This is a genomic window from Pseudorhodoferax sp. Leaf274, assembly GCF_001422445.1.
Lineage (GTDB): Bacteria > Pseudomonadota > Gammaproteobacteria > Burkholderiales > Burkholderiaceae_C > Pseudorhodoferax.
In genome coordinates this window covers 877,030-890,174 of sequence record NZ_LMNA01000001.1, presented here as the reverse complement: position 1 = coordinate 890,174, position 13,145 = coordinate 877,030, and the positions used below count along the sequence as shown (strand labels likewise).

Below are 13,145 nucleotides of genomic sequence, written 5' to 3'. Positions count from 1 at the left end.
GTCAGAACGCTGCGATGCCCAGGATGGCGGCCACCTGCAAAGCGGTGGCGCGCACTGCCTCGGGCGTGGCGCCGGTCACGTTCAGGTGGCCCATCTTGCGCGCACGCGCCGCCTTGAGCTTGCCGTACAGGTGCAGGTGCACGCCGGGCAGGGCCAGCACGGCGTCCCAGGGTGGCGCCACCGCGTCCCCGCTGGCCTGGGCACGCTGGCCGTTCGCATCGAACCACAGGTCGCCGAGCAGGTTCAGCATGACGGTGGGGCTGTGCTGGCGCGGCGCGACCAGCGGCAGGCCCGCCAGCGTGCGCACCTGCAGGTCGAACTGCGAGACATCGCAGGCGTCGATGCTGTAGTGGCCGCTGTTGTGCGGACGCGGCGCGATTTCGTTGACGACCAGGCGGCCGTCCTGCAGCACGAAGAACTCCACGCACAGCACGCCCACGTAGTCCAGGCCCTCGGCCACGGCGCGCGCGGCGGCGATGGCCTTCTCGCAGGTGGCGGCCGGCAGCACGCCGGCGTGCACCGTGGTCACGGCCAGGATGCCGTCGCGGTGCAGGTTGTGCTGCACCGGGAAATGCACCATCGCGCCGTCGCGGCCACGCGCCACGATGACCGAGCATTCGTCGGCCAGCGGCAGCATCTGCTCCAGCACGCAGGGCACGCGCTGCAGCCGCTCCCAGGCCGCGGCCAATTCCTCGCGCGTGCGCACGCGAGCCTGGCCCTTGCCGTCGTAGCCCATGCGTGCGGTCTTGAGGATGCCCGGCAGCAGCTGGGCATCGACCTGCTCGAGCGAGGCCTGGTCCTTGATCTCGGCATAGGGCGCGCAGGGTACGCCGATGCGTGTGAAGTGCGCCTTCTCGGCGCTGCGGTCCTGGGCGATGGCCACGGCCTCGGCCGCGGGCGCCACCGGCCGCTGCGTGGCCAGGCGCGCGAGCGCGGGCGCAGGCACGTTCTCGAATTCGGTGGTCACGGCGTCGCAGAGGCGCGCGAGCTCCGCCAGGCCGCCATCGTCCAGGTAATCGGACTGCACATGGTGGTGGCTGACGCGGCCCGCCGGGCTGGAGGCGTCCGGATCGAGCACGGCCGTGAAGTAGCCCATGCTCTGCGCCGCGTGCACGAACATGCGGCCCAACTGGCCGCCGCCCATCACGCCCAGCGTGGCACCGGGCAACAAGGTGGACTGCGTCATACGGGCGGCAGCGTCATGGCCTGGGCGGCCGCGGTCTGCTCGGCGCGGAAGGCATCGAGCTTCGCGCGCAGCGCCGGATCGCCCACGGCCAGCATGGCCACGGCAAACAGTGCCGCGTTGGCCGCACCCGCCACACCGATGGCGAAGGTGGCCACCGGGATGCCCTTGGGCATCTGCACGATGCTGTGCAGCGAATCGACGCCCTGCAGGTGCTTGCTGGCCACCGGCACGCCCAGCACGGGCACCGTGGTCTTGGCCGCCAGCATGCCGGGCAGGTGGGCCGCGCCACCCGCGCCCGCGATGATGGCCGCCAGGCCGCGGCCGGCGGCGGCCTCGGCGTAGGCGAACATCTCGTCCGGCATGCGGTGGGCCGAGACCACCCGTGCTTCGTGTGCGATACCGAATTGCTGGAGAATCCCCACCGCATGCTGCATGGTGTCCCAGTCGCTGCTGGAGCCCATGACAATTCCAATTTGAACTGCGCTCATCGCGCAATTTTACTTTTCACCCCCAGGTTCTCCCGATGATTGACATCACCCTCGACAATTTCCAGGCCGACCTGATCGAAGCCTCCCTGCAGCAGCCGGTGTTGCTGGACATCTGGGCCGAATGGTGCGGCCCCTGCAAGCAGCTGGGCCCGGTGCTGGAAAAGCTCGAGCGCGACTACGACGGCCGCTTCCTGCTGGCCAAGCTCGATGCCGACAAGGTGCCCCAGATCGCGCAGCAGCTGAGCCAGATGTTCGGCGTGCGCAGCATCCCGTTCTGCGTGATGTTCTCGGGCGGCCAGCCGGTAGACGGCTTCGTCGGCGCCGTGCCGGAGGCGCAGATCCGCGAGTTCCTGGACAAGCACGTGCCGGGCGAAGAGGAACTGGCCAGCGCCGACGAGGCCGAGGCCGCGCAGGAGCTGCTGGATGCCGGCGACGCCGATGCCGCCCTCGTCAAGCTGCAGGAGGCGCTGGCCGTGAACCCGGCCAACGACGACGCCCGCTACGACTACGTGAAGCTGCTGATCTCCTCGGGCCACTTCGACGATGCCGGCGCGGCGCTGCAGCCGGCGCTGGTGCAGATCCCGGTGCAGTTGCGCTTCGAGGCGCTGGCGCAATGGCGCGCGGCGCTGGAGGCGGTGGCCGCCGACCCGCGCCGCGACTGGAGCGTGGAGCAGTTCGATGCCAGGATCGCCGAGAACAAGCGCGACTTCGACCTGCGCCTGGCCAAGAGCCGTGTGCTGCTCGCGCGCGGCGAACCCACGGCCGCCATGGACGAACTGCTGGAGATCGTCATGCGCGACAAGAAGTGGAGCGAGGAGCTGCCGCGCAAGACCTACATCGCCATCCTGGAGCTGCTGACGCCGCCCAAGCCCAAGGCGGCGGCAGATGCCACGGGCAAGAGCGCCGGCGGCATCGAGCTGACCGGCAAGGCCGCCATGGCGGAAGACCCGCAGGCGGCGCTGGTCTCCAGCTACCGCCGCAAGCTCAGCATGGCGCTGAACTGAGGGCCGGCGCCGGTCAGGCGTTCGGTGCGTTCAGCCGCTGCCAGGCTTCCTGGTACTTGGCAGCGGTCTTCTCGATGACCTCGCGCGGCAGGCGCGGCGCAGGCGGCGTCTTGTCCCAGGGCTTGCCGTCGATGCGCACGGATTCGAGCCAGTCGCGCACGAACTGCTTGTCGTAGCTGGGCGAGTTGCTGCCTTCCTGCCAGCTTTCGGCAGGCCAGAAGCGCGAGGAATCCGGCGTCAGCACCTCGTCCATCAGGTGCAGCGTGCCGGCCTCGTCCAGGCCGAACTCGAACTTGGTGTCGGCGATGATGATGCCCTTGGTCTGGGCGATGGCGCAGGCGGCCTGGTAGATCGCGATGCTGGTGTCGCGGATCTGCGCGGCCAGCTCGGGGCCCACGATCTCGACCACCTTCTCGAACGTGATGTTCTCGTCGTGCGCGCCGGCCTCGGCCTTGTAGGCCGGCGTGAAGATGGGCGCGGGCAGCCGGCTCGCGTTCTTCAGGCCCGCCGGCAGCGGCACGCCGCAGACGGCCTGGCCTTCCTGGTACTCCTTCCAGCCGCTGCCGGCCAGGTAGCCGCGCACCACGGCCTCCACCGGGATGGGCTTCAAGCGCTTGACCAGCATGGCGCGGCCGCGCACCTGCTCCACCTCGTCAGGCGCCACCACGCTCTCGGGCGACTCGCCGGTCAGGTGGTTGGGGCACAGGTGGCCCAGCTGGTCGAACCAGTACAGCGCCATCTGCGTGAGCAGCGCGCCCTTGCCGGGAATGGGTTCGCCCATGATCACGTCGAAGGCGCTGATCCGGTCGCTGGCCACCATCAGGATGCGGTCGGTGCCGACGGCGTAGTTGTCGCGCACCTTGCCACGCGCGAGCAGCGGCAGCGAGGTCAGCTTAGAGGTGTGCAGGGCAGAGGTCATGGTGCAGGCCGCAAGGAATCGGAAACTCGGAACACGGGTCGCCGGCGATTGTCCACGACGGCGGCCGGCCAGAAAAAAGGCCGCGGATTCCGCGGCCTCGGGGCTGGCGTGGAGAACGCCGGCGATCAGGTGATCGATGCCTTGTAGATCGATTCGATCGCGCCGTCCAGCGCGTCGTTGTACTCGGCGTCGGACTGCTGGGCGGTCAGGCCCTCGGTCAGCGCGCGGCTGAAGCTGGCGATGACGCCCGGGTTCTTGGCCAGCATGGCATTGGAATCGGCACGGCTGTAGCCGCCCGACAGCGCCACGACGCGCACGACCTTGGGGTGCTTGACCAGTTCGCTGTAGAAGCCATCGACCGTCGGGATGGTCAGCTTGAGCATGACCTTGGCGTCGGCGGGCAGCGCGTCCAGGCGCTTGATGAAGCCGGCCTTGAGCAACGCCTCGGCTTCCTTCTTGTCGGTGGCCTTGATGTTGACCTCGGGCTCGATGATGGGCATCAGGCCGCCCTTGAGGATCTGCAGTCCGACCGCGAACTGCTGGTCCAGCACGGCGTCGATGCCCTTGGCATTGGCGCTGTTGATGACCGAGCGCATCTTGGTGCCGAAGATGCCCTTCTTGACCGCGCGCGCCACCAGGGCGTCGAGCTCGGGCATGGGCTTCATCAGTTGCACGCCGTCGGCCTCGTCGGCCAGGCCCTTGTCGACCTTCAGGAACGGCACGACCTGCTTCTTCTCCCACAGGTACTGGGCGGCGTCCATGCCGTCGAACTGGCGGTCCATGGTCATCTCGAACAGGATGGCGCCCAGCACGCGGCGGCCGTCGAAGGCCGGGCTGGTAACGATGCGGTTACGCATCGCGTGCACCAGGTCGAACATCTGCGCGTCGCCGCTGTAGGTGGATTCCTCGACGCCGTAGAGCTTGAGCGCCTTGGGCGTGCTGCCGCCGCTCTGGTCCAGGGCGGCGATGAAACCGTTGCCGGTGGAGACTTTGTTCAGCTGTTCCTGATTCACTGGTGACACCTTCTTGGGATGGGGGCCGGGGGCGGCTGGATGCACAAAACCGCGGAATTGTAGGGGGATGACTGGCGAAATCCGGTGAAACCCGAGTGCCGCGGCTGGTAACCAGCCCGTAACCACGGTCTGCGAAGGACGGCACGCCGCTGCCGTGTCGGACAAAGGCGCGAGCTCGCGCCGGTTCCAGGAATTTTCCCCAACCGGATTTGCTGCACCGCACACCATTGGCAACCACGGCGCCCTGAGCGCTTTTTCTTTGTTCTTCTTTTTTGCCTTTTGGAGGATCTGCCCGATGCCGTCGACCCGACTACCGCTCCGCCACGCCACCCTGGCCGCCCTGCTGGCGGTGCCGCTGCTGGCGTCCGCCCAGGTCACGCTCAAGCCCGACAACAAGTGGCGCTACCTGTTGACGGCCGGCGCCAATGCCGCGACCGGCAACAACGAGTCGGTCAGCCTGAACCTGACCGGCGAGGCCGCCCGCGTGAGCGCGATCGACAAGTGGACATTCCTGGGCCAGGGCGCGTATGCCCACAGCGACGGCGAAACGCAGACCGAGCGCTTCGCGCTGGGCACGCAGTACACGCGCGACCTCACGCCGGTCTGGTTCGGCTTCGGCTCGGCGGATGGCCTGCGCGACAAGCTGGCCAACCTGTCCTCGCGCCTGTCGGTGGCTTCCGGCGTGGGCTACCACGTGGTCAAGAACGACCAGACCACCTTCGACGTCTCGGGCGGCCTGGGCTACAGCCGCGACCGCTTCATCGAGCCCACCGAGATCGACGGCAGCGTGCGCGATGGCTACGGCCGGCTGGAACTGGTGCTGGCCGAGGAGTCCAACCACAAGCTGACCCAGACCACCAGCCTGCGCCAGCGCCTGGCGCTCTACCCCAACCTGCGGGACACGGGCGAATACCGCGCCAGCTTCGACACCAACGTCACGGTGGCCATGACCCAGTCGATGAACCTGACCGCCGGCCTGAGCGTGCGCTACAACAGCGACCCTGGCGCTGGCGTGAAGAAGACGGACGCGATGTTCGTGACCGGCGTGTCGTTCCGCTTCGACTGACGGCTGAAGCCCGTCAGCGCACCACGCAGATCTTGAGCATGTTGGTGCCGCCCGGGGCACCCATGGGCTCGCCGCAGGTGATGGTGTAGACGTCGCCCGTCTGCACGATGCCGCGCTTCTTGAGGTGGGCCTCGGCCTGCTCGAGCGCGGTGTCGCGGTCGGTGTGCGAGTCCATCAGCAGCGGGCGCACGTTGCGGTACAGCGCCAGCTTGCGCTGCGTGGCCAGGCGCGAGGTCAGCGCGTACATGGCGATGTGGGCGCGGTGCCGGCTCATCCAGAGCATGGTGGAGCCCGAATCGGTCAGCGCCACGATGGCCTTGGCGCCCACGTGGTGCGCCGTGAACAGCGCACCCATGGCGATCGACTGGTCGATGCGCGCGTAGTTGCGGCCGCTGAAGTCGGCATCCAGGTTCTTGTCCTCGGCGCCTTCTGCGGCCTCGCAGATGCGGCTCATCTCCTGCACGGTCTCCAGCGGGTAGCGGCCAGACGCCGTCTCGGCCGACAGCATCACCGCATCGGTGCCGTCCAGCACGGCATTGGCCACGTCGCTGACCTCCGCGCGGGTGGGCACGGGGTTGGTGATCATGGACTCCATCATCTGCGTGGCGGTGATGGCCACCTTGTCCATGTCGCGCGCCATGCGGATCATCTTCTTCTGCAGCGCAGGCACGGCCGCGTTGCCGACCTCCACCGCCAGGTCGCCGCGCGCGACCATGATGCCGTCGCTGGCGCGCAGGATCTCCTCGAGCTTGGGGATGGCTTCGGCACGTTCGATCTTGGCGATCATGCCGGGCTTGTGGCCGCTCTCGGCGCCCGCCACGTTGCACAGCTGGCGCGCCATCTCCATGTCGGTGGCGTTCTTGGGAAAGCTCACGGCCACGTAGTCGGCCTGGAAGCTCATGGCGGTCTTGATGTCCTCCATGTCCTTGGCCGTCAGCGCGGGCGCGGTCAGGCCGCCGCCTTCCTTGTTGATGCCCTTGTTGTTGGACAGCTCGCCGCCCAGCTTGACCGTGGTGTGCACCTGGTCGCCCTTGACGGCATCGACGACCAGCACGATCAGGCCGTCGTTGAGCAGCAGCCGGTCGCCGGCCTTCACGTCGCGCGGCAGGTCCTTGTAGTCCAGGCCCACGCCATCGATGTCGCCCGGCTCGGTGCGTGCGGCATCCAGCACGAACTTCTCGCCGGGTACCAGCAGCACCTTGCCGGCGGCGAACTTGCCGACGCGGATCTTGGGGCCCTGCAGGTCGGCCATGATGGCCACCTCGCGGCCGGCCTTGCGCGCCGCCTCGCGCACCATCGCGGCGCGCGCGATGTGGTCCTGCGCCGTGCCGTGGCTGAAGTTCAGGCGCACCACGCTGACCTTGTGGATGATCATCTGCTCCAGCATCTCGGGCGTGCTGGAGGCCGGGCCCAGGGTGGCGACGATCTTGGTGGCGTGGCGGGGAAGTCGGGTCGTGCTCATGCAGAGTCTCCTTGTGCCGGCCATTCTCACATGGCGGTGCGACAGATCGCCCTGGCGTTGACCTGCGTCACAGCACCGCCGCGGGGGCCGGGCTACGGTGCCGGACTTCCGTTCGATTGCACCGCCCATTCCCATGCACCGCTCCTTCGCTCCGGCCCGCCCGGACCTGCCCGCGCCACTGGCACCCGACGCGCCGCTGCCGCACCGCAAGACCATCCGCGCCTGGCTGCTGCCCATCGCCGGACGCAGCACGCGGCGCGCGTTCGCGTTGCTGGCGTTCGACCTGCTGCTGTTCGCCGCGCTGATCGCCGGCGCCGCGCTGCTGCGGCCCTGGTGGCTCAAGCTGGCCTGCGCGCTGGCGGCCGGCTTCGTGATCGGCCGGCTGTTCATCATCGGCCACGACGCCTGCCACCAGAGCCTGACGTCGCACCGGCGGCTGAACCGCTGGCTGGGCCGCATCGCCTTCCTGCCCTCGCTCACGGCCTACAGCCTGTGGGACATGGGCCACAACGTGGTGCACCACGGCTTCACCAACCTCAAGGGCGTGGACTTCGTCTGGGCCCCGTCCACGCAGGCCGAATACCGCGCCATGGCACCGCTGCGCCGGCTGTGCGAGCGCATCTACCGCAGCGGCTGGGGGCCGGGCCTGTACTACATGGTCGAGATCTGGTGGAAGAAGATGATGTTCCCGCGCCGCAGCAGCATGGGCACCAGCCACCGCCCCGTCTTCACGCGCGACTGCCTGCTCGTGACCGGCTTCGCGGCGCTGTGGATCGCCGCGCTGGTGGCCACCGCGCTGGCCACGCGGCAGGCCGTGTGGCTGGTGCTGCTGCTGGGCTTTGGCGTGCCCCTGGTGTTCTGGTTCCACATGATGGGCTTCGTGATCTACGGCCACCACACGCATGTGAAGGTGAAATGGCACGACGACAGGGCGGCCTGGCAGCGCGCCCAGCCCTTCGTCTCGACCACCGTGCACCTGCGCTTTCCGCTGCAGATCGGCGCGCTGGTCCACCACATCATGGAGCACACGGCGCACCACGTGGACATGAGCATCCCGCTGTACAAGCTCAAGGAGGCGCAGGCCCTGCTGGAGCAGCTGCTGCCCGAACGCATCATCGTGCAGCGCTTCTCATGGACGTGGTACTTCGAGACTGCGCGCGCCTGCAAGCTGTACGACTTCCCACGCCAGTGCTGGACCGACTTCCACGGTCGTGCGACCGCTTGACCCCAGGCCCCGCAAGGGGAACGCCCGGGCCATGCGAGGATCACAGGGCCACACACCGAAAGGAGAACGCATGCCCGCACCCGACCACCGCGACCTGCACCCGCCCCGCGCATCGGGCGCGCCCCGCGTGCCGGGACTGCTGGCCTTCGTGCTGGTGCTGGCGCTGGCGGCAGGCGGCGCCTGGTGGTTCTGGGGCAGGCCCGCGGAGCCCGTGCCGCCGGCACCGGCCCCCGCCGTGGCCGCGCCAGCGGCGCCTGCTGCCAGCGCCGCGCCACCGCAGGCTGCGGCGTCCGGGCCGGAGCATCCCATCGAGGTCCCGCCCGCCCCGGGCCAGCCGCTGCCGGCACTGGCCGAAGCCGATGGCCCGGTCGCGGACGCACTGGTCGAACTGCTGGGCCGCGGCCCCGTGCAGGCGCTGCTGCTGACGGACGGCTTCGTGCGCCGCGTGGTCGCCACCGTGGACAACCTGCCCCGCGCGAGCGCGCCGGCGCGCCTGTGGCCGGTGCAGCCCGCGCCGCAGCGTTTCCTGGTGCAGGGCCAGGGCGAGGCCACCGTCATCGCCCCCACCAACGCGGGCCGCTACGGCGCGTTGCTGTCGTTCGCCGAAGCCATTCCGCTGGAGCGCGCGGTGCAACTCTACGGCCGGCTGTACCCGCTGTTCCAGCAGGCCTACGAGGACTTGGGCTATCCGGGCCGCTACTTCAACGACCGCCTGGTGGCGACGCTGGACCACCTGCTGCAGGCACCCGAACCACAGGGCCCGCTGGCGGTGCGGCTGCTGGAGGTGCGCGGCGAGCTGGCCGACCCGCGGCCCTGGGTGCGCTATGAGTTCACCGACCCGCAGCTGCAGTCGTTGTCGGCCGGCCAGAAGATGCTGGTGCGCATGGGCGCGGCCAACGAGAAGCGCGCCAAGACCCTGCTGGCCAAGCTGCGCCGCCTGGTGGCCGCAGGCGCGGCCACCGCCCCCGTGGCCGCCCCGGCCACGCGCTGATCAGCCCGCGGCGCGCTGGGCCAGGATCTCGAACGCGGGCAGCGTCTTGCCTTCCAGCACCTCGAGGAAGGCACCGCCGCCCGTGGAGATGTAGCCCACGTCCTTCTCGATGCCGTACTTGGCGATCGCCGCCAGCGTGTCGCCGCCGCCGGCGATGCTGAAGGCGCTGCTCTCGGCCACGGCGCGCGCGATGGCCTCGGTGCCCTTGGCGAAGGCATCGAACTCGAACACGCCGACCGGCCCGTTCCACACGATGGTGCCGGCCGCCTTGAGCTGGGCCGCCAGGCGTGCCGCGGTCTTGGGGCCGATGTCCAGGATCAGGTCGTCCGCCTCCACGTCGGCCGCGGCCTTGACGGTGGCCGGCGCATCGGCCGCGAAGGCCTTGGCCACCACCACGTCCTCGGGGATCGGCACCTCGGCGCCACGCGCCTTCATGGCCTCGATCACCGCCTTGGCCTCGCCCACGAGGTCGGCTTCGGCCAGGCTCTTGCCGATCGGCAGGCCGGCGGCCAGCAGGAAGGTGTTGGCGATGCCGCCGCCCACGATCAGGCCGTCCACGTTCTCCGAGAGCGACTTGAGGATGGTGAGCTTGGTGCTGACCTTGGAGCCGGCCACGATGGCGATCAGCGGGCGCTTCGGCTGGGCCAGGGCCTTGGTGATGGCGTCGATCTCGGCGGCCAGCAGCGGGCCGGCGCTGGCCACCTTGGCGAACTGGGCGATGCCGTAGGTCGTGGCCTCGGCCCGGTGGGCGGTGCCGAAGGCGTCGTTCACGTAGATGTCGCACAGCGCGGCGAGCTTCTTCGCCAGCGTCTCGTCGTTCTTCTTCTCGCCCTTGTTGATGCGGCAGTTCTCCAGCAGCACGACCTGGCCGGGCTGCACCTGCACGCCGTCGACCCAGTCGGCGACCAGCGGCACCTCGCGGCCCAGCAGTTCCGACAGGCGCCTGGCGACCGGGGCCAGCGAGTCCTCGGGCTTGAACGCGCCTTCGGTGGGGCGGCCCAGGTGCGATGTGACCATCACGGCCGCGCCAGCGTCCAGCGCCATGCGGATGCAGGGCACGGAGGCACGCACGCGCGTGTCCTCGGTGATGTTGCCGGCATCGTCCTGCGGCACGTTGAGGTCGGCGCGGATGAAGACGCGCTGGCCGGCGGCCTTGCCTTGGGCGCACAGGTCGGAGAAGCGGATGACGTTCATGGTGTGGTGGTGGGGGATGGTGGACGACAGCCGGTCATTGTAGAAAGCACGTCCCGGGCTCCTTCGGCCTGGCGGCCTGCGGCGCTCACCAGCCCAGCCCCAGGTGCAGCGGCAAATACACGGCCATGCCGACCAGCATGGTGCCCAGCACCCCGCCGCGCCAGAAGTACCAGGCCGCGCCGACCGCGGCCGCATACAGGCGCGCGTCCTGCCAGGTGGCGACGAAGTGGCCGTTGCTCATGAGGATCTCGGGCGCGATGACGGCCGCCAGGGCCGCCACCGGCGCGTAGTGCAGCGCGCGGTGGGCCCAGTCGGGCAGGCCCCAGGGGCGGTCCAGGATGAAGAAGAAGCAGCGCGTGAGCATCGTCACGCCGGCCAGGCCGACGATGACGGCCAGGGTCCACATGTCGGTGGTGCCGGTCATTTCGCGTCTTCCTCGTCGGGATTGAGGCCCAGCTGCTTTTCCAGCCAGAAGCAGGCCAGCACTGCCATGCCGATGCCGGCGACGATGTTGAGCCGCAAGGGCAAGGCGTAGGCCGCCACGGCGGTGGCCGAGGCGATCAGCGCGGCGAGGATGCGCAGCCGCGTCGTCGCCATCGAGCAGACGATGGCCACCAAACTCAACACGCCTGCAAAACCCAGGCCCCAGTGCGTCGGGATAAAGTTGGCCAGCGCGATGCCGACGAGGCTCATGCCCATCCAGGCCATCCAGGTCACGCAGTAGCCGCCGGTCAGGAAGGCCTCCTGCGCCTCGCGCTCGGCCGGCGTCTGCCCGGGCGTGGCAAAACGGCGCGTGAACATCGCATAGCTCATGTCGGCCGTCAGGTAGCCGTGCAGCAGCCGGCGCCAGCGCGGCATGTACAGCAGGTAGGGCCGCAGGTGCAGGCTGAACACCACGAAGCGCAGGTTCACGCAGAACCCCGTGGCCAGGATGACCCAGAACGGCGCGCCGGCGACCAGCAAGGGCAGCGCCGCCAGCTGCGAGCTGCCGGCGTAGACCAGCAAGGTCATGGCCACGGCCTCGACCACCGACAGTCCGGACTTGAGCATGGCCACGCCTGTCATGAGGCCCCAGGCGCCGATGCCCATGGCCACCGGCAGCATCTCGCGCCACGCCTCGCCGAACGCCGGCCTGCGCCGTACCGCCGCGGACCAGAACATCAGCCCAGCACCTGGCCGCTCTGGATGGCAAAGCCCGCCAGCACGGCCGCGGCCGGCAGGCGCTTGCCGCCGGCACGCTGCAGTTCGGTCAGCAGGAGCACGCCGTCGCCCGTGGCCACGGCCAGGCCCGCAGCATCGGCCCTGAGCACGGTGCCGGGCGGCAGGCCGGTGGCATCGGGTAGCACATCCTGCAGCACGTGGCCGGCCCAGCACTTGAGCGTTTCGGCGCCCAGCTGCGTGGTCGCACCCGGGAACGGGTCGAAGGCGCGCAGCCGGCGCGCGATGGCGGCGGCGGGCAGCGCCCAGTCGATCGGCGCCTCGGCCTTCTCGATCTTGTGGGCGTAGGTGATGCCCTCGGCCGGCTGGGGCCGGGGCTGCAGGCGGCCCGCCTGGGCCAGGCGCAGCACGTCCACGATGAGCCGGCCGCCCTGCGCGGCCAGGCGGTCGTGCAGCTGCGCGGTGCTGTCCTCGCCGATGGCGAGGGACTCCTCCACCAGCATGTCGCCGGTGTCCAGGCCGGCGTCCATCTGCATGATGGTCACGCCGGTGCGCTCGTCGCCGGCCTCGATGGCACGGTGGATGGGTGCGGCACCGCGCCAGCGCGGCAGCAGGCTGGCATGGATGTTGAGACAACCCAGGCGCGGCAGGTCGAGCACCCATTGCGGCAGGATCAGGCCATAGGCGGCGACGACCATGGCGTCCGGCCGCGCCGCCAGCAGGGCCTCGCGCGCAGCGGCGGCATCGTCGGGGTACTTGCCGTCCAGGCGCAGGCTGCGCGGCTGGGCCACCGGCCAGTCGTGCTTCTGCGCGAACTGCTTGACGGGCGAGGCCTGCAGCTTCATGCCGCGGCCGGCGGGCCGGTCGGGCTGGGTCAGGACGAGGGGAATCTCGAAAGCGTGGGCGTGCAGGGCCGCCAGGGCCACCCGGGCGAACTCGGGTGTGCCCGCAAAAACGATGCGCATGGATCAGTTGATGGTGTGCCGCATGTTGCGCCAGTCCACGCCCTCATGGGCACGGCGCACGACACCGGCAGGGTCGAGGTAGACCCAGTAGTAAAGGTCGATCATGCCCTCGCGCCAGCGGTAGGTCAGGATGGGGCCGTTCCAGCTGCTCACGCGCTCGTTGTCCGGTGCGGGACCGAATTCGCGCTCGACATCGGCCCGTGTCCAGGAGCCATCGGTGGCGATGCGCGCGAAGTCGCTGCGCGTCATCACCTGGCGCACCTGGCGCACCTTGCCGCCCGCGTCCAGGTCGACCATGAAGACCTGCTGGCCCGACGGCTGCTGTGAATACTGCAGGCGCTGGCCGTCCGGCAGGGCCAGGCTGCGCGTCGGCTGGCCCCAGGCGGCTAGCACCTCCTCGCGTGCCATGCCGCTCTGCACGCTGGCACAGGCGGCCAGAAGCAGGGGCAGCGCGGTGGCCAGCAGGCGCAGCAT

The 13,145-nt window shown here is 69.7% G+C and carries 14 protein-coding genes; 4 read left to right on the top strand and 10 right to left on the bottom strand.

The window, feature by feature from the left end; translation table 11 throughout:
• Position 1 precedes the first annotated feature (1 nt).
• Positions 2-1,186, bottom strand: coding sequence for a 5-(carboxyamino)imidazole ribonucleotide synthase (locus tag ASF44_RS04075; protein WP_056897845.1), 1,185 nt, complete (start codon positions 1,184-1,186; stop codon positions 2-4).
• Entirely contained in the window at positions 1,183-1,674 is a 492-nt protein-coding gene (gene purE, locus ASF44_RS04070; protein WP_056897844.1) for a 5-(carboxyamino)imidazole ribonucleotide mutase, read from the bottom strand. Before purE ends, ASF44_RS04075 begins: the two co-directional genes overlap by 4 nt.
• 35 nt (positions 1,675-1,709) lie before the next feature.
• Between purE and ASF44_RS04065 the strand changes: the two genes are divergently transcribed.
• Positions 1,710-2,678: a tetratricopeptide repeat protein gene (locus ASF44_RS04065; protein ID WP_056897843.1), complete on the top strand. Its 969-nt coding sequence runs from the start codon at positions 1,710-1,712 to the stop codon at positions 2,676-2,678.
• Between the two features lie 13 nt (positions 2,679-2,691).
• On the opposite strand, the gene ASF44_RS04060 is transcribed toward ASF44_RS04065, so the two are convergent.
• Both ASF44_RS04060 and ASF44_RS04055 read right to left on the bottom strand, forming a co-directional pair.
• Positions 2,692-3,597: a phosphoribosylaminoimidazolesuccinocarboxamide synthase gene (locus ASF44_RS04060; RefSeq protein WP_056897842.1), complete on the bottom strand. Its 906-nt coding sequence runs from the start codon at positions 3,595-3,597 to the stop codon at positions 2,692-2,694.
• Between the two features lie 125 nt (positions 3,598-3,722).
• Positions 3,723-4,610 carry a fructose bisphosphate aldolase gene (locus tag ASF44_RS04055; protein ID WP_056897841.1) on the bottom strand — a complete coding sequence of 296 codons (888 nt, stop codon included), beginning with the start codon at positions 4,608-4,610 and terminating at the stop codon, positions 3,723-3,725.
• A 295-nt stretch (positions 4,611-4,905) separates the two neighbouring features.
• Between ASF44_RS04055 and ASF44_RS04050 the strand changes: the two genes are divergently transcribed.
• Positions 4,906-5,676, top strand: coding sequence for a YdiY family protein (locus ASF44_RS04050; RefSeq protein WP_056897840.1), 771 nt, complete (start codon positions 4,906-4,908; stop codon positions 5,674-5,676).
• A 13-nt stretch (positions 5,677-5,689) separates the two neighbouring features.
• Here ASF44_RS04050 and pyk read toward each other — a convergent pair whose 3' ends face one another.
• Positions 5,690-7,138: a pyruvate kinase gene (gene pyk, locus ASF44_RS04045; RefSeq protein WP_056897839.1), complete on the bottom strand. Its 1,449-nt coding sequence runs from the start codon at positions 7,136-7,138 to the stop codon at positions 5,690-5,692.
• A gap of 133 nt (positions 7,139-7,271) precedes the next feature.
• Here pyk and ASF44_RS04040 point away from each other — a divergent pair, with 133 nt between their 5' ends.
• Both ASF44_RS04040 and ASF44_RS04035 read left to right on the top strand, forming a co-directional pair.
• On the top strand, positions 7,272-8,363 hold the full coding sequence (locus ASF44_RS04040) for a fatty acid desaturase (protein WP_056897838.1): 1,092 nt from the start codon (positions 7,272-7,274) through the stop codon (positions 8,361-8,363).
• Between the two features lie 70 nt (positions 8,364-8,433).
• Positions 8,434-9,354, top strand: a complete 921-nt coding sequence (locus ASF44_RS04035; RefSeq protein ID WP_056897837.1) for a DUF3014 domain-containing protein — start codon at positions 8,434-8,436, stop codon at positions 9,352-9,354.
• Here the strand turns inward: ASF44_RS04035 and ASF44_RS04030 are convergent, their stop codons facing one another.
• The 5 genes from ASF44_RS04030 to ASF44_RS04010 all read right to left on the bottom strand — a co-directional run bounded on the left by ASF44_RS04030 (position 9,355) and on the right by ASF44_RS04010 (position 13,145).
• Positions 9,355-10,548 (bottom strand): phosphoglycerate kinase, encoded by a 1,194-nt coding sequence (locus ASF44_RS04030; RefSeq protein ID WP_056897836.1) that lies wholly within the window; start codon positions 10,546-10,548, stop codon positions 9,355-9,357.
• An 85-nt stretch (positions 10,549-10,633) separates the two neighbouring features.
• Positions 10,634-10,972, bottom strand: coding sequence for an AzlD domain-containing protein (locus ASF44_RS04025; protein ID WP_056897835.1), 339 nt, complete (start codon positions 10,970-10,972; stop codon positions 10,634-10,636).
• Positions 10,969-11,709 (bottom strand): AzlC family ABC transporter permease, encoded by a 741-nt coding sequence (locus tag ASF44_RS04020; protein ID WP_056897834.1) that lies wholly within the window; start codon positions 11,707-11,709, stop codon positions 10,969-10,971. The genes ASF44_RS04025 and ASF44_RS04020 overlap by 4 nt, the downstream gene beginning before the upstream one ends.
• Complete coding sequence (fmt, locus tag ASF44_RS04015; RefSeq protein WP_056897833.1) at positions 11,709-12,671, bottom strand: methionyl-tRNA formyltransferase; 963 nt, start codon at positions 12,669-12,671, stop codon at positions 11,709-11,711. Before fmt ends, ASF44_RS04020 begins: the two co-directional genes overlap by 1 nt.
• A 3-nt stretch (positions 12,672-12,674) precedes the next feature.
• A complete protein-coding gene (locus tag ASF44_RS04010) occupies positions 12,675-13,145 on the bottom strand; it encodes a hypothetical protein (protein WP_056897832.1) in 471 nt (156 codons plus the stop codon).

Bases quoted from the DNA above. Each gene is read 5' to 3' on its own strand.
- ASF44_RS04075 (WP_056897845.1), bottom strand. From the start codon at position 1,186: ATGACGCAGTCCACCTTGTTGCCCGGTGCCACGCTGGGCGTGATGGGC.
- purE (WP_056897844.1), bottom strand. From the start codon at position 1,674: ATGAGCGCAGTTCAAATTGGAATTGTCATGGGCTCCAGCAGCGACTGG.
- ASF44_RS04065 (WP_056897843.1), top strand. From the start codon at position 1,710: ATGATTGACATCACCCTCGACAATTTCCAGGCCGACCTGATCGAAGCC.
- ASF44_RS04060 (WP_056897842.1), bottom strand. From the start codon at position 3,597: ATGACCTCTGCCCTGCACACCTCTAAGCTGACCTCGCTGCCGCTGCTC.
- ASF44_RS04050 (WP_056897840.1), top strand. From the start codon at position 4,906: ATGCCGTCGACCCGACTACCGCTCCGCCACGCCACCCTGGCCGCCCTG.
- pyk (WP_056897839.1), bottom strand. From the start codon at position 7,138: ATGAGCACGACCCGACTTCCCCGCCACGCCACCAAGATCGTCGCCACC.
- ASF44_RS04040 (WP_056897838.1), top strand. From the start codon at position 7,272: ATGCACCGCTCCTTCGCTCCGGCCCGCCCGGACCTGCCCGCGCCACTG.
- ASF44_RS04035 (WP_056897837.1), top strand. From the start codon at position 8,434: ATGCCCGCACCCGACCACCGCGACCTGCACCCGCCCCGCGCATCGGGC.
- ASF44_RS04030 (WP_056897836.1), bottom strand. From the start codon at position 10,548: ATGAACGTCATCCGCTTCTCCGACCTGTGCGCCCAAGGCAAGGCCGCC.
- ASF44_RS04025 (WP_056897835.1), bottom strand. From the start codon at position 10,972: ATGACCGGCACCACCGACATGTGGACCCTGGCCGTCATCGTCGGCCTG.
- ASF44_RS04020 (WP_056897834.1), bottom strand. From the start codon at position 11,709: ATGTTCTGGTCCGCGGCGGTACGGCGCAGGCCGGCGTTCGGCGAGGCG.
- fmt (WP_056897833.1), bottom strand. From the start codon at position 12,671: ATGCGCATCGTTTTTGCGGGCACACCCGAGTTCGCCCGGGTGGCCCTG.
- ASF44_RS04010 (WP_056897832.1), bottom strand. From the start codon at position 13,145: ATGCTGCGCCTGCTGGCCACCGCGCTGCCCCTGCTTCTGGCCGCCTGT.